This is a genomic window from Pseudomonas sp. NPDC090752, from assembly GCF_055584805.1.
In genome coordinates this window covers 1-19,487 of the sequence record NZ_JBVJLI010000016.1, presented here as the reverse complement: position 1 = coordinate 19,487, position 19,487 = coordinate 1, and the positions used below count along the sequence as shown (strand labels likewise).

General features: G+C 62.5%; 15 protein-coding genes and 2 pseudogenes. 5 read left to right on the top strand and 12 right to left on the bottom strand.

Annotated elements, in window-relative coordinates; translation table 11 throughout:
• Positions 1–3: 3 nt before the first annotated feature.
• Positions 4–1,257 (bottom strand): serine hydroxymethyltransferase, encoded by a 1,254-nt coding sequence (locus ACZ6YA_RS19960; protein WP_465898811.1) that lies wholly within the window; start codon positions 1,255–1,257, stop codon positions 4–6.
• Between the two features lie 302 nt (positions 1,258–1,559).
• On the opposite strand from ACZ6YA_RS19960, the gene ACZ6YA_RS19955 reads away from it, so the two are divergent.
• The gene (locus ACZ6YA_RS19955) at positions 1,560–2,600 is read left to right on the top strand and encodes a threonine aldolase family protein (RefSeq protein ID WP_465898810.1); all 1,041 of its coding nucleotides are present in this window, start codon (positions 1,560–1,562) and stop codon (positions 2,598–2,600) included.
• 90 nt (positions 2,601–2,690) lie between these two features.
• On the opposite strand, the gene ACZ6YA_RS19950 is transcribed toward ACZ6YA_RS19955, so the two are convergent.
• From ACZ6YA_RS19950 to ACZ6YA_RS19935, 4 genes and pseudogenes are all read right to left on the bottom strand, one after another.
• Positions 2,691–3,419: a methyl-accepting chemotaxis protein gene (locus tag ACZ6YA_RS19950; RefSeq protein ID WP_465898918.1), complete on the bottom strand. Its 729-nt coding sequence runs from the start codon at positions 3,417–3,419 to the stop codon at positions 2,691–2,693.
• A gap of 135 nt (positions 3,420–3,554) precedes the next feature.
• Positions 3,555–4,583, bottom strand: a pseudogene (locus tag ACZ6YA_RS19945) (HAMP domain-containing protein); the annotation flags it as partial.
• A gap of 228 nt (positions 4,584–4,811) precedes the next feature.
• Positions 4,812–5,114, bottom strand: a complete 303-nt coding sequence (locus ACZ6YA_RS19940; RefSeq protein WP_465898809.1) for a cell division protein ZapA — start codon at positions 5,112–5,114, stop codon at positions 4,812–4,814.
• The gene (locus ACZ6YA_RS19935) at positions 5,111–5,341 is read right to left on the bottom strand and encodes a hypothetical protein (protein WP_400803857.1); all 231 of its coding nucleotides are present in this window, start codon (positions 5,339–5,341) and stop codon (positions 5,111–5,113) included. Before ACZ6YA_RS19935 ends, ACZ6YA_RS19940 begins: the two co-directional genes overlap by 4 nt.
• Before the next feature lie 275 nt (positions 5,342–5,616).
• On the opposite strand from ACZ6YA_RS19935, the pseudogene ACZ6YA_RS19930 reads away from it, so the two are divergent.
• Positions 5,617–6,339: pseudogene (locus tag ACZ6YA_RS19930) on the top strand (MCP four helix bundle domain-containing protein); the annotation flags it as partial.
• A 30-nt stretch (positions 6,340–6,369) separates the two neighbouring features.
• Entirely contained in the window at positions 6,370–7,242 is an 873-nt protein-coding gene (locus ACZ6YA_RS19925) for a methyl-accepting chemotaxis protein (protein ID WP_465898916.1), read from the top strand.
• Between the two features lie 273 nt (positions 7,243–7,515).
• Here ACZ6YA_RS19925 and gbcB read toward each other — a convergent pair whose 3' ends face one another.
• Complete coding sequence (gene gbcB, locus ACZ6YA_RS19920) at positions 7,516–8,616, bottom strand: glycine-betaine demethylase subunit GbcB (RefSeq protein WP_465898808.1); 1,101 nt, start codon at positions 8,614–8,616, stop codon at positions 7,516–7,518.
• A 295-nt stretch (positions 8,617–8,911) separates the two neighbouring features.
• Between gbcB and gbcA the strand changes: the two genes are divergently transcribed.
• Entirely contained in the window at positions 8,912–10,204 is a 1,293-nt protein-coding gene (gene gbcA, locus ACZ6YA_RS19915; protein ID WP_465898807.1) for a glycine-betaine demethylase subunit GbcA, read from the top strand.
• A gap of 693 nt (positions 10,205–10,897) precedes the next feature.
• Here gbcA and etfB read toward each other — a convergent pair.
• The 6 genes from etfB to ACZ6YA_RS19885 form a co-directional block, all read right to left on the bottom strand.
• Complete coding sequence (gene etfB, locus ACZ6YA_RS19910) at positions 10,898–11,668, bottom strand: electron transfer flavoprotein subunit beta (protein WP_465898806.1); 771 nt, start codon at positions 11,666–11,668, stop codon at positions 10,898–10,900.
• A gap of 10 nt (positions 11,669–11,678) precedes the next feature.
• Entirely contained in the window at positions 11,679–12,911 is a 1,233-nt protein-coding gene (gene etfA / locus ACZ6YA_RS19905) for an electron transfer flavoprotein subunit alpha (RefSeq protein WP_465898805.1), read from the bottom strand.
• On the bottom strand, positions 12,911–14,863 hold the full coding sequence (gene dgcB, locus ACZ6YA_RS19900; RefSeq protein WP_465898804.1) for a dimethylglycine demethylation protein DgcB: 1,953 nt from the start codon (positions 14,861–14,863) through the stop codon (positions 12,911–12,913). The genes etfA and dgcB overlap by 1 nt, the downstream gene beginning before the upstream one ends.
• Positions 14,864–15,036: 173 nt before the next feature.
• Positions 15,037–17,097, bottom strand: coding sequence for a dimethylglycine demethylation protein DgcA (dgcA, locus tag ACZ6YA_RS19895; RefSeq protein ID WP_465898803.1), 2,061 nt, complete (start codon positions 17,095–17,097; stop codon positions 15,037–15,039).
• A 15-nt stretch (positions 17,098–17,112) separates the two neighbouring features.
• Complete coding sequence (locus tag ACZ6YA_RS19890; RefSeq protein WP_027594293.1) at positions 17,113–17,643, bottom strand: DUF5943 domain-containing protein; 531 nt, start codon at positions 17,641–17,643, stop codon at positions 17,113–17,115.
• A 77-nt stretch (positions 17,644–17,720) separates the two neighbouring features.
• Complete coding sequence (locus ACZ6YA_RS19885) at positions 17,721–18,698, bottom strand: dipeptidase (protein WP_033703163.1); 978 nt, start codon at positions 18,696–18,698, stop codon at positions 17,721–17,723.
• A gap of 286 nt (positions 18,699–18,984) precedes the next feature.
• Between ACZ6YA_RS19885 and ACZ6YA_RS19880 the strand changes: the two genes are divergently transcribed.
• Positions 18,985–19,386: a lysozyme inhibitor LprI family protein gene (locus ACZ6YA_RS19880; protein WP_465898802.1), complete on the top strand. Its 402-nt coding sequence runs from the start codon at positions 18,985–18,987 to the stop codon at positions 19,384–19,386.
• Positions 19,387–19,487: the final 101 nt, after the last annotated feature.

Below are 19,487 nucleotides of genomic sequence, written 5' to 3'. Positions count from 1 at the left end.
CACTCAGCGGTAAACAGGGAAGTCGGCGCACAGGGCGGCGACGTTCTTCGCCACATCGGCTTCGACGTCGGCGTCACCGAGGTTGTCGAGGATGTCGCAGATCCAGCCGGCCAGGGCCACGCACTGAGCGACCTTGAAGCCGCGGGTGGTAACGGCCGGAGTGCCGATGCGCAGGCCCGAGGTGACGAACGGCGACTGCGGGTCGTTCGGCACGGCGTTCTTGTTGACGGTGATGTGCGCGCGGCCCAGGGCGGCGTCGGCATCTTTGCCGGTCAGGCCCTGGCGGATCAGGCTGACCAGGAACAGGTGGTTGTCGGTGCCACCGGAAACCACGTCGTAGCCACGGTCGATGAACACTTCGGCCATGGCCTGGGCGTTTTCGATGACCTGCTTCTGGTAGCTCTTGAACTCAGGCTCCAGCGCTTCCTTGAAGCACACGGCCTTGGCGGCGATGACGTGCATCAGCGGGCCGCCCTGGGCGCCAGGGAAGACTGCAGCGTTGAGCTTTTTCTCGATCTCTTCGTTGGACTTGGCCAGGATCAGGCCGCCACGTGGACCGCGCAGGGTCTTGTGGGTGGTGGTGGTGACCACGTCGGCATACGGCAGCGGGTTCGGGTACAGGCCAGCGGCAACCAGGCCGGCAACGTGGGCCATGTCGACGAACAGCAGCGCACCGACCTTGTCGGCAATGGCGCGGAAGCGTGGGAAGTCGAGGGTCTTGGAGTAGGCCGAGAAGCCTGCAACGATCATCTTCGGCTTGTGCTCGACCGCCAGGCGTTCGACTTCGTCGTAGTCGATCAGGCCGGTGTCGGTGTTGATGCCGTACTGCACGGCGTTATAGAGCTTGCCCGAGGACGACACCTTGGCGCCGTGGGTCAGGTGGCCGCCGTGGGCCAGGCTCATGCCCAGGATGGTGTCACCGGCCTGCAGCAGGGCCAAGTAGACCGCGCCGTTGGCCGAGGAGCCGGAGTGCGGCTGAACGTTGGCGTAGTCGGCGCCGAACAGCTGCTTGGCGCGCTCGATGGCCAGCGCTTCCACCTTGTCGACGTGCTCGCAGCCGCCGTAGTAGCGCTTGCCCGGGTAGCCTTCGGCGTATTTGTTGGTCAGGCCGCTGCCTTGGGCCTGCATCACGCGCTTGCTGGTGTAGTTCTCCGAGGCGATCAGCTCGATGTGATCTTCCTGGCGCTGTTCTTCGGCATTCATCGCCGCCAGCAGTGCGTCGTCATAACCCTGGATCTGGTCTTGCTTGCTGAACATCGTGTATCTCCCGGCAGCGATCGTTTTTGTCTGTAGAGCACTGTGGCCCTTTGTGGCGATGGTATGACTGGCCGGGGTGGGTCAGATGCCTGCGCACGCCTTGCAATGGCGCGTTTACGACATTCGCTTTCGGGTTGGTCGTGCCGGCCTCTTCGCGGGGCAAGCCCGCTCCCACAATGTCTGGCATGCGCAGATCCATTGTGGGAGCGGGCTTGCCCGCGAAAGGGCCGGCACAGGTTGTATAGGCAACCGTTTCAGCAATGGTTTAGAGTGCTGTTCTGCGTCGTTCACAGGACCGTGCCATGACAGACAAGAGCCAACAATTCGCCAGCGACAACTATTCCGGCATCTGCCCCGAAGCCTGGGCGGCGATGGAAAAAGCCAACCAGGGCCACGACCGCGCCTACGGCGACGACCAATGGACCGAGCGCGCCTCGGAATACTTCCGCAAGCTGTTCGAAACCGACTGCGAAGTGTTCTTCGCCTTCAACGGCACCGCCGCCAACTCCCTGGCCCTGGCCTCGTTGTGCCAGAGCTACCACAGCGTGATCTGCTCCGAGACCGCCCACGTCGAGACCGACGAATGCGGCGCGCCGGAGTTCTTCTCCAACGGCTCCAAGCTGCTGACCGCGCCCAGCGTCAACGGCAAGCTGACGCCCGAGTCGATCCGCGAAGTGGCGCTCAAGCGCCAGGACATCCACTACCCCAAACCCCGCGTGGTGACTCTCACCCAGGCCACCGAAGTGGGCACGGTGTACCGCCCCGACGAGCTCAAGGCGATCAGCGCCACCTGCAAGGAGCTGGGCCTGAACCTGCACATGGACGGCGCGCGCTTCACCAATGCCTGCGCCTTCCTCGGCTGCAGCCCGGCAGAGCTGACTTGGAAGGCCGGCGTCGATGTATTGTGCTTTGGCGGCACCAAAAACGGCATGGCGGTCGGTGAGGCGATCCTGTTCTTCAATCGCGACCTGGCCGAAGACTTCGACTACCGCTGCAAGCAGGCCGGGCAACTGGCCTCGAAGATGCGTTTCTTGTCCGCCCCCTGGGTCGGGCTGCTGGAAGACGGCGCCTGGCTGCGCCATGGCAAGCACGCCAACCATTGCGCGCAATTGCTGGCGTCGTTGGTCAGTGATTTGCCGGGGGTGGAGCTGATGTTCCCAGTGGAGGCCAACGGGGTATTTCTGCAGATGCCGGAGCCTGCGATTGAAGCGCTGCGCGGCAAGGGCTGGCGGTTCTATACCTTTATTGGCAGTGGTGGGGCGCGGTTCATGTGCTCGTGGGATACCGAGGAAGCGCGGGTGCGGGAGTTGGCGGCGGATATCCGCGCGATCATCGGCGCCTGATACATCGCATTCGCGGGGCAAGCCCGCTCCCACAAGGTCAGCGCAGTCCTTGTGGGAGCGGGCTTGCCCCGCGAAGAATCCAACACAGATCTAAAGCTTGAAGCCCCCCATCTGCCGCGCCAGGTCATCAGCCAGCCCACGCAGCGCCTGGCACTCCTCCCGGCACCCTTGCACCTCCGCCGCCGTCTCTCTGGCCAAGTCGGAAATCCCCTGCACCGTCCGGTTGATTTCCTCGGTCACCGCCGACTGTTCTTCAGTCGCCGTGGCCACCTGGTGGTTCATGTCGCTGATGTGCTCGACCTGATCGGTGATCGCCCCCAGCGAAGCCCCGGTACGCTGGCTCGACTCGACACCACTGCCCGTCGCCTGCTGCCCGGCCTGCATCGAAATCACCGCTGAACCCGCGCCCTGCTTGAGACGCTGGATCATCTGCTGTACTTCGTCGGTGGACAGCTGCGTACGCCGCGCCAGGGTGCGCACCTCATCCGCGACCACGGCAAAGCCACGGCCCATTTCCCCTGCCCGCGCGGCCTCGATGGCGGCGTTCAGTGCCAGCAAATTGGTCTGTTCGGAAATACTACGGATTACCGCCAATACTTCATCGATCGAGGCGACTTCTTCGGCCAACTGGGTTACCGCTACCGCCGCTTTGCCGATATCGCCCGACATGCCTTCAATGCCCTGGATCGAGCGCTGCACCACTTCACGCGCCTGCAGGGCTTCTTCCCGCGCCGACTGCGAAGCCTGGGCAGCATCGCCGGCGTTGCGGGCAATGTCCTGCACAGTCAGCCCCATTTCGTGCACGGCAGTGGCAACCATCTCGGTCATCTCCTGCTGGCGCCCGGAACGGTCGGCCGTGTTGTCCACAACCTGGGTCACCTGCTCCACCGCCCGATGCAAGTGTTCGGTGGTACGCAGCACTTCGCCGATCAGGCTGCGCTGGCTATCGAGGAAGCGATTGAAACCGCGCGCCAGATCACCCAGTTCGTCCTTACGCGAATCATCCAGACGATGGCTCAGATCCCCGGCACCGCTGCCGATCTGCACCAGCGCGGCAGTGACGCGGCGGATGGGCCGCACCAGCCCACGCGCCAGCCACACCACCAGCAGCAACGACAGCAGCGCCACGCCACCACCGATCAAGGTGGTAAGCCAGACCGCCTCGCGCATCTGCGCGTAGATCTCGGCCTCAGGCACCTCGGCGACCAAGGTCCAATTCAGGTCGCGCAGGGGCAAGCCCAACGCCAGGTAGTTTTCGCCATCGCGCTGGAAGCGACGGGTACGCAGGCCCTGGTCGCCCGCCATCACCGCCTTGGCCGCATTCGCATCGAGCTGTTCGGCGAGCTGGCGCTTGCCGCTGAAGGCGTTGTCCGGGTGCACCTGGATCAAGCCATCGTTGCGCACCAGGAATACCTTGCCGTGCTCGCCAAAGCTGAAGTCGTGGATCAGCTTCGACAGCTCGGTCATGCGCAGGCCCATGCCAGCCACGCCAACCAGCTTGCCGTCTTTTTCCACGCGATAGTCGATGAACAGCGCCAGCTCACCCGTGGCACCGTCGATGTCGATATTGATCAGGCGCTCGGCGCCGCTGTCGATGTAGCCGTAGAACCACTTGTCCTTGGGGTTGCCGCGGCTGAGGGTGCGGTCCAGGCCATTCTCGTTGTAGTAATGGCCGGTCTCGGTCGAGACGAACAGCGTGGTGAAAGCATGGTTGCGCTGCTTGGCAGCCTGCAGATATTCGAGAAAGCGTGGCGCCTCGGCGGGGTCCTCGCCGGCCGCCAGCCAGTCACGCAGCAGCGTGTTGCCGGCGATGTCCGCCGCTGCCACCAACGGCTGGCCGAGCATGCGCTCGATATCATTGCGGATCGCTTCGATGCTGGCCGGCAGCGCCGTGTCGACCAGGTAGCGGTCGGTGAGGCGATTGAGCGCCACCGTGAATATGATCACCACCACCAGAATGCTCGCCAGCAGGGCCGCGCCCATGCTTGCGATCAACTGCCACTGGATGCTGCGACGCCAGATACGCATGCCCTTGCTCCCCGCCAAATTATTGTTTTGGAGGAAGTGTATACACTTACGTATCCAGTTATTCCAGTGACTTGAGACAATCAAAACAACTGTGGGAGCGGGCTTGCCCCGCGAATGCATCAGTGAATTCACCAGCGCATTCGCGGGGCAAGCACGCTCCCACAAGGGATCTCGGGGTGATGCTTATTGTTCGGCAATTGTCCGAACGATAGCGTCCACCGTGGCGTCGATCTGCGCCTGGGTCCGCTCGAGGGTCTGCTGGTGTTCCTTCTGTAGTTCAACCTGCTTGGAGCACAGGTTCAACGCGGCCAGCACCAGCAGCTTGTCGCCGATCAGGGTCGGGTACGAACGCTTGGTCTCGGCCAGGGCGGTGTTGAGCATCCGTACCGCCTGCGCCAGGGTTTCTTCCTGGCCTTCGGGCGCCTTGATCGAATAGTCGGTGCCGAGGATCGACACGACATTGACCGGCTGCGCTTGCAGTCTCATGCGCCGACGACACCTGCGGTCGCACGGTCAACCAGCGCCTGGATACGCGCGGCGGTGGCGCCGTTCTTCTCTTCCTGCTCCATCAGCGACAGCTGCAGGGTTTCGTTTTCTTCCTTGGCCTGGGCCAGTTCCTGGCCGAGGGCGGTGTTCTGCTCGGTGAGTTGAGCGTTTTTCTGCATCAGGTCGCTGACCAGTTGCTCGATTTGATTCAGGGAGGCTTCCAGCATGGGGATATCTCAGTTGTTGCAAAGGGCGCACACGATAAAGAAAAGCGCGAGCCATCGCCATTAAATAACGGATTCTTAAGGTTTCTTACCCGGCAGATTGACAGGGTAACCGGGTTCTTGTTCCGACCTGAGTCAACCGCCGGTCAGGTAAATAGTTAGCTGGCTCACAAATTTGCCCGTTCACGCTCAAGACTGGTCGGTCACGACCGATAGCCAGGCAAGTCTTATTTTGTCGCACGGAACGCGCCTTCCTCCCTTGCCTGGATTCCTCCCCCATGTCTCTACGCAACATGAATATCGCACCGCGCGCATTGCTCGGTTTCGCCTTGATTGGCCTGCTCATGCTCGGCCTTGGTATCTTCTCGCTGATGCAGATGGGCAACATCCGTCAGGCGGGTGTTGTCATCGAAAACATCAGCGTGCCCAGCATCAAGACCCTCGACGAGCTGACCTCGCTCAACCTGCGCCTGCGCACGCTGTCCTACCGCCTGCTGCTCAACCGCGAGCCAGAAACCCAGCGCGACACCCTGCGCCTGCTGGATGAGCGCAATGCCCAGATCGACACCGCACGGCGCGCCTACGAGCCGCTGGTGACTGCGGCGGATGAAAAAGCCGCCTTCGAGCAGTACCGCCAGTTGCTCGACCAGTACCGCCAGCTGGAATCACGCATGCGCAGCATGAGCCAGGCCGGCGACCTCGAAGGCCTGCGCGCCCTGCTCAACCGCGACCTGCTGGACAACTCCGAGCAGATCAACAAAGTCATGGACACCCTGGTGCGCATCAACACCGACCAGACCCGTGAAACCAACGAAACGGCCGCCAGCCAGTATTCAGCAGCCTTCGCCTTGGTCATCGGCCTGCTGATCGCCGCCGCCGTGCTGACCTTCCTGTGCGCATTCCTGCTGACCCGCAGCATCGTCAAACCGATCGAAGAAGCCCTGCAGGCGGCCGAGCAGATTGCCGACGGCGACCTGACCAAGGTCATCCGCGCCGAAGGCACCGATGAAGCAGCCCGCCTGCAACGAGCCATGGCGCGCATGCAGGACAAGCTGCGCGACACCCTCCAGCTGATCGCCGGCTCCGCGACCCAGCTGGCCTCGGCGGCCGAAGAGCTGAACTGCGTCACCGATGAAAGCGCCCGTGGCCTGCAGCAGCAGAACAACGAAATCGAACAGGCCGCCACCGCCGTCACCGAAATGACCAGCGCCGTGGAAGAAGTGGCACGCAATGCGGTCAGCACCTCGGAAGCCTCCAGCGAAGCCAGCCGCTCGACCGGCGACGGCCGTGACCTGGTGATGGAAACCGTGGGCGCCATCGAGCGCATGAGCGGCGATGTGCAGGCCACTGCCAAGCTGATCACGCACCTGGCCGAGCAGTCGCGCGACATCGGCAAGGTGCTCGACGTGATCCGTGGCCTGGCCGATCAGACCAACCTGCTGGCACTCAATGCGGCAATCGAAGCGGCACGTGCCGGAGAAGCAGGCCGTGGTTTTGCCGTGGTGGCCGATGAAGTACGCGCCCTGGCCCACCGCACCCAGCAGTCGACCAGCGAAATCGAACGCATGATCGGCAGCATTCAGGGTGGTACGGAAGAAGCGGTGGAGTCGATGCGCACCAGCACCGAGCGTGCCGAGTCGACGCTGAACATCGCCAAGGGTGCTGGCATGGCGCTGGATACCATTGCGGGTGCGGTGGCGCAGATCAACGAGCGTAACCTGGTGATCGCCAGTGCCGCCGAAGAACAGGCTCAAGTCGCGCGGGAAGTGGACCGCAACCTGGTGAACATCAATGACCTGTCGGTGCAGAGCGCGACCGGGGCGCATCAGACCAGCGCGGCGAGTGCGGAGTTGTCGCGTCTGGCTGTGGACTTGAATGGGCTGGTGGCTCGGTTCCGCACCTGAAATTGATGGGGCCGCGTTGCGGCCCATTCGCGGGGCAAGCCCGCTCCCACAAGTTTGGATTGCCAATCCCTATCCACTGTGGGAGCGGGCTTGCCCCGCGAAAAGGCCAGCACTGACACCCAACATCCAGCAACCCCCCACCTCGCACTTACCCCAGCTGACCTAGTGTTTCCCTGAAGCTTCAAAGGGAACAACACCTGAGTGCAGTGGGGTATCTGTGGGAGCGGGCTTGCCCCGCGAAAGGGCTGCAGAGCAGCCCCCGAGGCCCTCAGATCAGTAATCGATCCGCACATCCCCTTTCGGCACACTGCAGCAAGACAGAATGTACCCCTCGGCTTCATCTTCCTCGGTAATCCCGCCGTTGTGCTCCATCTCCACCTCACCGCCCAGCTTGAGCACCTTGCAGGTCCCGCAGATGCCCATGCCGCACGCTTTGGGGATCATCAAGCCAACCTTCGCCGCCGCCGCATGCACGGTCTCGCCCGGTGCAACGCGAATGCTCTTCTCGCTGCCAATGAACTCCACCAGGTTCAGGTCGGAAACATCCACTTCCGGCGCATCAGCCGCCTGCTCGGCGTGCTCCACCGCGTCGGCCTTGGCTTCGGCCGGCGTCGCGCCGAACGATTCCTCGTGGTAGTTCTTCATGTCGAAGCCAACCGCTTCGAGCATGCGTTTGACCGCCGTCATGTACGGCGTCGGGCCGCAGCAAAAAATGGTGCGCTCCATGTAGTCGGGCGCAATCAGCTCCATCAGCCGCTGGTTCAGGTAACCCCGATAACCCGCCCACGGCTCGCCCAGGCCGTGCTTCTCACAAATGATGTGCAGGCTGAAGTTGGGGATACGTGACGCCATCTGCTCCAGCTCGCGGTGGTAGATGATGTCTTTCGGCGAGCGGGCGCTGTGCACGAAGACCATGTCAACGTTGGCGTTGGTGTCGTAGAACCAGCGCGCCATCGACATCACCGGGGTGATGCCGACACCGCCCGAAAGGTAGAGCACCTTGCCCGCCGGGAAGTCGATGGCGTTGAACAGCCCGACCGGGCCGTGCACCGGCAACTCGGCGCCTTCGTGCATGGTGTCGTGGAGGAAGTTGGAGACCTGCCCGCCCGGCACGCGCTTGACCGTGATCGAGAAGCTGTAAGGAACCGACGGCGAGCTGGAAATGGTGTACGAGCGCATCACCGGCTTGCCTTCGATCTCCAGTTCCAGGGTGACGAACTGCCCGGGCTTGAAGAAGAACATGATCGGCTGGTCGGCCATGAAGCAGAAGGTGCGCACGTCCCAGGTCTCCTGGATGACCTTGACGCAGCGCACGATGTGGCGGCCATTGGCCCAGGTCTGCGTGCTGACCGGATTGAGGAAGGTATCGGACATGTTCATCTCCAGCGGCCGACAATGGCCCTTTTTATGGCTGCGATAATGCGCAAGCTTACGGCGCCGCACATTCCTGCCAACGACATCGGCGTGCTTATCGCGACCAGCCCCGCGCTACAAGGGCTGGCGCGTCGTAATTCATATCGGCCATGTCGCCCATGGATACGGTTCCCGCCGTCTTCGGACGCACACTCCACGGCAAAAGAAGCTGCCTTTTTCCGGCAGCCAGTCTTGCGGCACCACAACAACGATTAGCCACCTTTTGCCGGCCGCACACGGCCCCGAGGATTACACGATGGACGTCACCGCAACCCTGAGCCTGGGCGATCCACTGGAACCTGCACGCAAGGCCACCGCCGAGATGCTGCAGACCCGCGAGCGCACCTACTCGCTGCCCCAGCCGTTCTACACCGACGAGCGTCTGTTCCAGATCGACATGCAGGAGATCTTCCAGAAGGAATGGCTGATCGCCGGCATGACCTGCGAGATCCCGGCAAAGGGCAACTACATCACCCTGCAGATCGGCAAGAACCCAATCCTCGTCGTGCGCGGTGCCGAAGGCAAGGTGCATGCCTTCCACAACGTCTGCCGCCACCGCGGCTCGCGCCTGTGCGTCAGCGACAAGGGCAAGGTGGCCAAGCTGGTGTGCCATTACCACCAGTGGACCTACGAACTGGACGGCCGCCTGCTGTTCGCCGGCACCGAGATGGGCGCCGACTTTGACATGAAGGACTACGGCCTCAAACCTGTGCACGTCAAAGTCGCCGGCGGCTACATCTTCATTAGCCTGGCGGAGAACCCGCCGGCCATCGACGAGTTCCTGGCCACCCTTGAGCACTACATGGAACCGTACGACATGGAAAACACCAAGGTGGCGGTGCACACCACCTTGATGGAAAAGGCCAATTGGAAGCTGGTGCTGGAAAACAACCGCGAGTGCTACCACTGCAGCGGCTCGCACCCGGAGCTGCTGCAGACCCTGCTGGAATGGGACGACACCAACGACCCGCGTGCCAGCCAGGAATTCAAAGACCACGTGGCCGCCTCCGCCGCCGCCTGGGACGCCGAGAAGATTCCATACCTGCACAAGAGCCATGGCCTGCGTAACCGTATCGTGCGCATGCCGCTGCTCAAGGGCACCGTGTCGATGACCATGGACGGCAAGCAGGCTTGCCAGAAATTGATGGGCCGCATCAAGAATCCGGACCTGGGTTCGATGCGCATCCTGCACCTGCCGCATTCGTGGAACCATTGCATGGGCGATCACATCATCGTCTTCACGGTGTGGCCGATCAGCGCTCAGGAAACGATGGTCACTACCAAGTGGCTGGTGCACAAGGATGCCGTCGAGGGTGTGGACTACGACCCGGAACGCATGCGCAAAGTGTGGGACGCCACTAACGACCAGGACCGCCGCCTGGCTGAAGAGAACCAGCGTGGGATCAACTCCACCGCCTACCAGCCTGGCCCGTACTCGAAAACCTACGAGTTTGGCGTGGTCAACTTCATTGACTGGTACAGCCAGCGGGTGCTCGAGAACCTCGGCGCAGAGCCTGCGCCCTACCTCAAGGAAGTGACCGCGCAATAACGATTCGCAGCACCGAAAACGCCACGGCTGAGTTGTCAGCCGTGGCGTTTTACATTGTCATGCAGAGCTTTGGCACATGTTATCCACAGAATTATCGACAGAGATTGTGGACAGCTGATAGTGCTTCTGCAAACGTTGATTGATCGTTTTTTGATCAAACCTATGAAAGCCTTTGATTACCTGGCGTTCAGCGTTCACCGAACACCTTGTCCACAGAAGGGCCAACAGATTTTGTGTGCAGAAAACAACTGGCCGCCAAAACCGTTGTGGATAACAGCGCAAGCCACTGAAAACACTGATCTGGAGAGATTTTAAGCGGAATTGATCAATTATTGATCATATCCATGCAGGCCAATGGCTGCGTGGGCTGTAGGTATTACCGAACATATTATCCACAGAGCCGCTAACAGCGATTGTGGGAAACTCCTTCAAACATTCACCCAGATGACACGCGATTGCCATCCCCGCAACTGATCGTTTTTTGATCAAATCTGTGCAGGCCTTACCAGCCGGGGCTCACAGCGAAGCGTGAACACTTTATCCACACCTTGGCGAACAGAATTGGTGGGTAAATGATTCGAGATTGCTCCGCGGGAAAAGCCCGCTCCCACAGATATTGCACTGAACCTGACGGCAGTGGAGTACCTGTGGGAGCGGGCTTGCCCCGCGAACACGGGCGAAGCCCGTGCCATATCAACGTAAAACCCCCTCCTCCACCAACAGCTTCAAAATAGCCTCAGCCCCCTCCTGTGGAGAAACATCCTTCAACACCTTGCCACCGCCCCCACTGGCCTTGGCCGTGGCCGCTTTCATTCGGTCCGCACCACTCTTGGCCTTGATCACCTTGAGCCGCTTTGGCCGCGGCCGAGCTGGCTGCAGCTCGGCATCTGCAAGCAGCTCATCCTCGACGATTGCGACGTTGCGCGCCGCCAGCACACCCCGACGCGCCGGACCGAAGGCACTCTGCCGAGGATTGGGCGCAGCGTTATCCACAGTCGCCAGCAAGGGCAGGCGCACCTTCAATCTGCGCCGCTGACCCCGTGGCAGCGCCTGCAACACCTGGGCGGTGCCGTTGTCGATCGATTCGACCTCTGCCAGCCCTACGATCAGCGGCCAACCCAGCTTCTCGGCCAGCAGGAACGGCAACATGCCCGAACCTTCACCGGTTTCGGCCTGGCTGCCGGTCAACACAAGCTGTGCACCCGAGTCACGCAGGTAGTCGCCAAGTATGCCCAGCACATCGGCCCCGGCCGGCTGTTCGAGCACATCCAAGTATTCCAAGCCCATGCCCAGGTAGCCGCGCAGGGCCTCCTCACCTGGGTCTCCGGCATGCACCACCTGCAAGTTATCCCCAGCCAGCTGCAAGCCCAGCTCCACCGCACGCGCATCCTGCTCGGCGCGGCGAGCGCGGCCGGAAGTGGGGTGAGCACCGATGGAAACCAGGCTGATCACTTTCGTACTCATGCTCGTGCCCTTATGCCGCGTCGCGTTGGCCGCCGCTGCGGAAGTTGTCCACAGCCTCGATCAACGCCTTCAGGATGGCCGAACTGTCGCCAATCACCGACAGGTCGGCCCGTTTGATCATGTCGCAGCCCGGGTCCATGTTGATCGCCACTACCTTGTCGCAGGCGCCGATACCCTGCAGGTGCTGGATCGCGCCTGAGATACCCACAGCCACATAAACCCGCGCCGTGACCCAGGTACCGGTAGCGCCGACCTGGCGGTTGCGCGGCATGAAACCGTCGTCCACCGCCACCCGCGAGGCGCCTTCGGTGGCGCCAAGGGCGGCGGTCGCCTGGTGGTACAGGTCCCAATCTTTCACGCCATTACCGCCCGAAACGATGAACTCGGCCTCGGCCATGGCGATGGTGGCCGGGTCTACAGCTACCGACCCAAGGTCTTCGATACGTGACAGGCTACGCGCGACGCTTGTGGACAACTCCACCGGCAGCGCTTCGTGGCGCGTTTCGCTGACCGGCTCGGCACACTCTGCCGCCGCCAGGATCAACCGTGGCACGGCGCGCTGCAGGTCCTGCTGGCCGGCGCCAGCACGTCCGATGCATTGCCCGTCCTTGACCTGCCAGACCCGCGTCGCCGGGCGTTCGCCCAGCGCGGCGCCGAGGCGTCGGCCCAGCTCGCCGCCGCCCGTACGGCTGTCGGGCAGCAGCCAATGGTGCGGGGCGAATTGGTTATCCACAGCCCGCAGGCCTTGCACCAGTTGTTCCGGTGCATAACCTTCGAACGCTTCACCTTCGATGACCAGCAAGCGGTCAACGCCGGCTGTGGAAAAGTTGTTTTCCTTGTGTTCGCCAAACACCACGGCCATTACCGCGCCGTCGCTGCCGGCCAGGCTGTGGGCCAGGCCCAACAGGTCGCGGTCGTGGCTGCTCAGGCGGCCACCGACCATGTCCGGCACCACGGCAATGTAGAACGCCGGTGCCGGCACCTGGTGCAGTGGCAACTGCACAGCCGCCGCTGCCGTACGCCGGCCACCGACACCGGTGCCCTGCTGGGCGCCGCTGCGGTCGATGCGCTTGAGGCCAGCGGGGCCGATGAAGCCAGCGGCGATGGCATGCGGGTTCTTGCGGATGATGCCGCTTGGCCCCATCCAGCTGGTTTGTTGCGTCTGCATCGCTGCGTGCAACGGGTGCAGACGGTTACGGGCGATCCACTCGGCGCGTGGGTCGCGGCGGATGATGTCGCTCATCAGTGCACCTCCGCAGGTTCACGTTTGACCGTTGGCGACTTTGGGGCCGCCGGGGTTTCCTCTTCGATCAGCACGTCGGCTACCAACTCGGCGAGGTCCTTGATTTGTGGGCGCGGTTCGACCACGCCTTCGAGCATCGCCGTGCACTGTGGACAACCCACAGCGACCAGCTCGGCTTCGGTCTCGCGGATGTCGTCCATGCGCATGTCGGGGATACGTTGCTTACCCGGGATGTCGGTGATCGGCGCACCGCCGCCACCGCCGCAGCAACGGGAACGGAAGCCCGAGCGCTGCATCTCGCGCACTTCGATGCCAAGCGCCTTGAGCACTTCGCGCGGCGCCTCGTACTCGCCGTTGTAACGGCCCAGGTAGCACGGGTCGTGGTACGTCACGCTGCCGCCCTTGTGCTGGCCGAGGTTGAGCTTCTTGGCGGCGATCAGTTCAGCGATGTAGGTGCTGTGGTGCTGCACCTGGTAATCGCCGCCCAGCGCGCCGTACTCGTTCTTCAGTACATGGAAGCTGTGCGGGTCGCAGGTGACGATGCGCTGGAACTTGTACTGCGCCAGGGTCTGGATATTGCGTTTGGCCAGGTGCTGGAAGGTCGCTTCGTCGCCCAGGCGACGCGCCACGTCGCCGCTGTCGCGCTCTTCCAGGCCAAGCACGGCGAAGTCCACGCCCGAGGCCTTGAGCACTTTGACGAACGAACGCAGGGTGCGCTGGTTGCGCATGTCGAAGGCCCCGTCACCGACCCAGAACAGCACTTCGGTAGTTTTCACTTCCGACAGAAGGTTCAGGTTGAGGTCGGCCGCCCAGTTCATCCGCCCGCCCGGAGCGAAGCCGCCCGGGTTGTCGGTGGCGATCAGGTTGTCCAGCACTTCGGCGCCCTTGTTTGGGGTCGCACCTTTTTCCAGGGTGAGGTGGCGGCGCATGTCGACGATGGCATCGACGTGCTCGATCATCATCGGGCATTCCTCGACGCAGGCGCGGCAAGTGGTGCATGACCACAGCGTCTCGGCATCGACCAGGCCATTGACGATCGGCTGATGCGGGTTGCCACCGTGTTCGCCGATTGGCTTGCCCGGGTACGGGCTTCCCGCGAACTGCGCATCGGTGCCGCCCGCCAGGCCGATAACCATGTCCTGGATGAGTTTTTTCGGGTTCAGCGGCTGGCCGGCGGCGTATGCCGGGCACATGGCTTCACATTTACCGCACTGCACGCAGGCGTCGAAACCGAGCAGCTGGTTCCAGGTGAAGTCCACCGGTTTTTCCACGCCCAGCGGCGCGTTGCGGTCTTCCAGGTCCAGCGGTTTGAGGCCGGTGGAGCGCCCGCCGCCGAAGCGTTCGGCGCGGCGGTGCCAGGCCAGGTGCAGGGCACCGGCGAAGGCGTGTTTCATCGGGCCGCCCCAAGTCATACCGAAGAACAGCTCCGACACGCCCCACAGCACGCCCAGGCCGAGCACGCCGACCATCACCCAGCCGCCGGTATTGGCGGGCAGGATGCCGGCCACCGGCAAGGTGGCGATGAAAAAACTTGCGGCGAACACCAGCAGGCTTTTCGGCAGGCGCATCCACGGGCCCTTGGACAGGCGCGCAGGTGGGTTCAGACGGCGTTTGAAGACGAAGATGGCGCCGCTGAACATGATCACCGTGGCCACCAGCAAGGCATAGCCGAGGATCTTGCTCTGCAGGCCGAAGCCGTGCACCAGGATCGCCAGTGCGGCCGACAGCACAAAACCGCCCGCCGTGGCCACGTGGGTCTTGGACATGTACTTGTCGCGCTCGACCACGTGGTGCAGGTCCACCAGGTAGCGCCGTGGCATGGCCAGCAGGCCGCCGAGCAGGTTGACCTTGGACGGCCGGCCACGCCGCCACATGCGCACCCGGCGCACGGCGCCGAGCAGCGCCAGGCCGAGGGCTGCGAACAGCAGGATAGGTAGAAGGGTGTTCAACATGGGAGGCTCCCACAACAGCGGTTGCAAGGGGTTCAGGCCCCTGGAATCCTGCACCGGCCCTGTGGGAGCGGGCTTGCCCGCGAATGCGTCAGGTCAGACAACTCTGTTGTTCATGCTGACGCTTTCGCGGGCAAGCCCGCTCCCACAGGGGCCGGTGTGTGCCGACAGATCGATCAGAAATCCTTGCACAGCCGCAAGGCGTCGTAGATCGCCGCATGCACGTTGCGCTGGGCTACACAGTCGCCGATGCGGTACAGCAGATAGCCCTCGCCCGGCTGGCTGAGGATCGGCTGTGGCTTGATGGCGAACAGCGCCTCCACATCGATCTGGCCCTTGTTGCGCGAGCCGTCCTTCAACGCGTAGTACAGTTCTTCATCAGGCCGGACACCGTTCTCGACCACCACCTGGTCGACCACGCGTTCTTCCTTGGCGCCGGTGTATTCGTTCTCGAGCACTGCCACCAGCTTGTCGCCTTCGCGGTAGACCTTTTCCAGCATCATGTCGCCGGTCATGATCACTTCTTTGGGATACATGCTGCGGTAGTAGGTCGGGAAGGTCGTGCCACCCATCGCTACGCCCGGTTTGATGTCGTCGGTAACGATCTCGACCTGGCTGCCCTTGTCGGCGATGAAGTCTGCCGTCGACATGCCAGTGAATTCGCAGATGGTGTCGTACACCAGCACGTTCTTGCCCGGCGCCACCTTGCCGTCGAGCACGTCCCAGCTGCTGACCACCAGCCCTTCGGCGGCGCCCCAGTGCTCGTTCTGCTCGACGAACGGATGGCCGCCCACCGCCAGCACGATCACGTCCGGGCGCAGGTCCTGGATGGCGTCCACGCTGGCGGCGGTGCCGAGGCGCAGGTCGACTTTCAAGCGCGCCAGCTCCAACTGATACCAGCGGGTGATGCCGGCGATCTGGTCACGTTGCGGGGCCTTGGCGGCGATGGTGATCTGCCCGCCGATCTGATCTTTCTTCTCGAACAGGGTCACGTCGTGGCCACGCTCGGCCGCTACGCGAGCGGCTTCCATGCCAGCAGGGCCGGCACCAACCACCACCACCTTGCGCTTGACGCCAGTGGTCTTCTCGATGATATGCGGCACGCCCATGTATTCACGGGAAGTCGCGGCGTTCTGGATGCACAGGACATCCAGGCCCTGGTACTGACGGTCGATGCAGTAGTTGGCACCGACGCACTGCTTGATCTGGTCGATCTGGCCCATCTTGATCTTGGCGATCAGGTGCGGGTCGGCCATGTGCGCACGGGTCATGCCGACCATATCGACGTAACCACCTTCGAGGATGCGCGTGGCCTGGTTCGGGTCCTTGATGTTCTGCGCGTGCAGCACCGGGACCTTGACCACTTCCTTGATGCCGGCCGCCAGGTGCAGGAACGGCTCCGGCGGGTAGCTCATGTTGGGGATGACGTTGGCCAGGGTGTTGTGGGTGTCGCAGCCCGAGCCGACCACGCCGATGAAATCGAGCATGCCGGTGGCGTCGTAGTAGGCGGCGATCTGCTTCATGTCCTCGTGGCTGAGGCCATCGGGGTGGAACTCGTCGCCACAGATGCGCATGCCCACGCAGAAGTCGTCGCCGACTTCGGCACGCACGGCCTTGAGCACTTCCATGCCGAACTTCATGCGGCCTTCGAAGCTGCCGCCCCATTCGTCGGTACGCTTGTTGACCCGCGGGCTCCAGAACTGGTCGATCATGTGCTGGTGCACGGCCGACAGTTCGACGCCGTCCAGGCCGCCTTCTTTGGCACGCCGCGCGGCTTGCGCATAGTTGCCGATGACGCGCCAGATCTCTTCCACCTCGATGGTCTTGCAGGTGGCACGGTGCACCGGTTCACGGATACCCGACGGCGACATCAGGGTCGGCCAGTTGAAGCCATCCCAGCGCGAGCGGCGGCCCATGTGGGTAATCTGGATCATGATCTTGGCGCCATGCTTGTGCATGGCGTCGGCGAGGTTCTGGAAGTGCGGGATGATGCGGTCGGTCGACAGGTTGACCGACGCCCACCATTCCTGCGGGCTGTCGATGGCGACCACGGACGAGCCGCCGCAGATCGCCAGGCCGATGCCGCCCTTGGCCTTCTCTTCGTAGTACTTCACATAGCGGTCGGTGGTCATCCCGCCGTCGGTGGCATACACCTCGGCATGCGCGGTGCTGAGCACACGGTTGCGGATGGTCAGTTTGCCGATCTGGATCGGCTGGAACATTGCTTCGAAGGCCATGACGCTATCTCCGGCTTACAACGGCTTTGTAACGAACAGGCCATCTTCGTGGCCTTCTTCCGACCCGCCGTAGACCTGTTCGGCCACGGTGCGGATCTTGCTGCCACGGGCAGCGAGAATCTGGTCCATTGCGCCGGCGAACCAGCCAGTGAACATGTAGTCGACCTTGCGCCCGACCTTGCCGTACACGTACACGAACGCCGAATGCTTGAGCTTGACGCTGCAGGTGCCTTTATCCAGGTCGATGTCCTGGATCTCAAACAGGCCCCAGCCACGCTGGGACAGGCGCTTCATGTAGTGCTCGAACACCGCCACGCCTTCCAGGCCGTGGCATTCGGCTTCTTTCTCGCACCAGTGCCAGGCGGACTTGTAGCCGGCCTTGTAGAGGATCTCGGCATAGGCGTCGGCGCCCAGCACTTCCTCGATGCCGATGTGGTTGTTGACGAAGAAATGCCGTGGCACGTACAGCATCGGCAGGGCGTCACTGGTCCAGACACCGGTCTCGCTGTCGACTTCGATTGGCAATTGCGGGGCGATCTTGGCCATGGAAACTCAACTCCAGAAAATTTTTTATGTGGGTGCCCCGGCGTTGCTGGCAGGGGCTATCAGGCTTGGAGAGCGGCTTACTCGCCCCAGACGTCCTTGAGGACGTTGACCCAGTTCTCGCCCATGATCTTGCGCACCACACGCTCGGAGTGGCCGCGCTTGAGCAAGGTCTCGGTGAGGTTGGGGAATTCGCCGACAGTGCGAATGCCCAGCGGGTTGATGATCTTGCCGAAGTTGGTCAGGCGACGGGCGTAGCCCTTGTCGTGGGTCAGGTACTCGAAGAAGTCCTGGCCGTGGCCCTGGGTGAAGTCGGTGCCGATGCCGATGGCGTCTTCACCGACGATGTTCATGGTGTATTCGATGGCTTCGGCGTAGTCGTCGATGGTCGAGTCGATGCCCTTGGCCAGAAACGGCGCGAACATGGTCACGCCAACGAAGCCGCCGTGGTCGGCGATGAACTTCAGCTCTTCATCCGACTTGTTGCGCGGGTGTTCTTTCAGGCCCGACGGCAGGCAGTGCGAGTAGCACACCGGCTTTTTCGATTCGAGGATCACTTCTTCGGAGGTTTTCGAGCCCACGTGGGACAGGTCGCACATGATGCCGACGCGGTTCATCTCGGCGACGATCTCGCGACCGAAGCCAGACAGCCCGCCGTCACGCTCGTAGCAGCCGGTGCCGACCAGGTTCTGGGTGTTGTAGCACATCTGCACGATGCCCACGCCCAGCTGCTTGAACACGTCGACGTAGGCGATCTGGTCTTCGAAAGCGTGGGCATTCTGGAAGCCGAAGAGGATGCCGGTTTTACCCAGCTCTTTAGCCTTGCGGATGTCGGCGGTGGTGCGCACCGGCATCACCAGGTCGCCGTTGTCGCGGATCAGCTTCTGGCTGGCGGCAATCTGGTCGACGGTGGCCTTGAACCCTTCCCACACCGACACCGTGCAGTTGGCTGCAGTCAGGCCGCCTTTGCGCATGTCTTCGAACAGCTCGCGGTTCCATTTGGCAATGATCAAACCGTCGATGACGATGCTGTCGGCGTGTAATTCGGCTGGGCTCATCAGGCTGTCCCCTTTTATTGAATGGTTTGGCGCCAAACCTTATTGCCGGCGCTTTGGGGCCAGCATATGCCTGTGCTTCGAGGCGCCCCGATGCAAAAACGACAGGGGGTTTGCCGAAAGCGTCAATGCGCGACATGAGCGTGTCTGGCACGGCGTTCGGGGATGAGAGACAGTCTCGATAACGACCTTTTCGGCACGTTCATGAACATTTCGTCAGGGAGCTATCGCCCTGCCCCCGGCTGAGCGAGAATCCCTGCGATTGGTCCGCCTGTTGAGGAGAATAAGGATGAAATCATTGGCATGGCTGGTGCTGCTGGCAGTCGTTGGCGGCGTTCACGCTGGCGAGGAAGAAAGCACGCCCTGCGACAACGTCGACAGCGACCAGCAGACCTATGCCTGCGCGGCGTTCAACAAGCAGACTGCCGAGCGCGAGCTCAAGTCGGCGTACGATGACCTGATCCAGCGTATTCGCGACCAGTATGCCGATGAAGCGGACAAAGCCACGGCGCTCAGCGCGCGGATGGAGGCGGCCGAGAAGCTGTGGGCGCAGTTGCGGGATGCTGATTGCAAGGTCGAGACCTATGCCGAGAAGCCTGGGAGCAAGGCTTTTGAGGCGGCTTGGAATACCTGCGTGGCGCAGCGTAGTGATGACCGGTCGGAGTATTTGCAGTCCATTGGTCAACAGTAATTCCGTGCCGGCCTCTTCGCGGGTGTACGACCGGAGACATCGTTTACATAGTAAACCGGGGACATGGTTTACACATTTGAGGCTTGGACGCGGTTTTCGCC

Excerpts from the sequence above, each read along its gene's own strand:
- ACZ6YA_RS19935 (WP_400803857.1), bottom strand. The coding sequence starts at position 5,341 with ATGCTGGAAGCCTCCCTGAATCAAATCGAGCAACTGGTCAGCGACCTG.
- ACZ6YA_RS19925 (WP_465898916.1), top strand. The coding sequence starts at position 6,370 with ATGGCGCGCATGCAGGACAAGCTGCGCGACACCCTCCAGCTGATCGCC.
- dgcB (WP_465898804.1), bottom strand. The coding sequence starts at position 14,863 with ATGTTGAACACCCTTCTACCTATCCTGCTGTTCGCAGCCCTCGGCCTG.
- ACZ6YA_RS19885 (WP_033703163.1), bottom strand. The coding sequence starts at position 18,698 with ATGAGCCCAGCCGAATTACACGCCGACAGCATCGTCATCGACGGTTTG.
- ACZ6YA_RS19940 (WP_465898809.1), bottom strand. The coding sequence starts at position 5,114 with ATGAGACTGCAAGCGCAGCCGGTCAATGTCGTGTCGATCCTCGGCACC.
- ACZ6YA_RS19950 (WP_465898918.1), bottom strand. The coding sequence starts at position 3,419 with ATGGTTGCCACTGCCGTGCACGAAATGGGGCTGACTGTGCAGGACATT.
- gbcA (WP_465898807.1), top strand. The coding sequence starts at position 8,912 with ATGGACGTCACCGCAACCCTGAGCCTGGGCGATCCACTGGAACCTGCA.
- gbcB (WP_465898808.1), bottom strand. The coding sequence starts at position 8,616 with ATGTCCGATACCTTCCTCAATCCGGTCAGCACGCAGACCTGGGCCAAT.
- etfA (WP_465898805.1), bottom strand. The coding sequence starts at position 12,911 with ATGAGCGACATCATCCGCCGCGACCCACGCGCCGAGTGGATCGCCCGT.
- ACZ6YA_RS19960 (WP_465898811.1), bottom strand. The coding sequence starts at position 1,257 with ATGTTCAGCAAGCAAGACCAGATCCAGGGTTATGACGACGCACTGCTG.
- etfB (WP_465898806.1), bottom strand. The coding sequence starts at position 11,668 with ATGAGTACGAAAGTGATCAGCCTGGTTTCCATCGGTGCTCACCCCACT.
- ACZ6YA_RS19890 (WP_027594293.1), bottom strand. The coding sequence starts at position 17,643 with ATGGCCAAGATCGCCCCGCAATTGCCAATCGAAGTCGACAGCGAGACC.
- dgcA (WP_465898803.1), bottom strand. The coding sequence starts at position 17,097 with ATGGCCTTCGAAGCAATGTTCCAGCCGATCCAGATCGGCAAACTGACC.
- ACZ6YA_RS19880 (WP_465898802.1), top strand. The coding sequence starts at position 18,985 with ATGAAATCATTGGCATGGCTGGTGCTGCTGGCAGTCGTTGGCGGCGTT.
- ACZ6YA_RS19955 (WP_465898810.1), top strand. The coding sequence starts at position 1,560 with ATGACAGACAAGAGCCAACAATTCGCCAGCGACAACTATTCCGGCATC.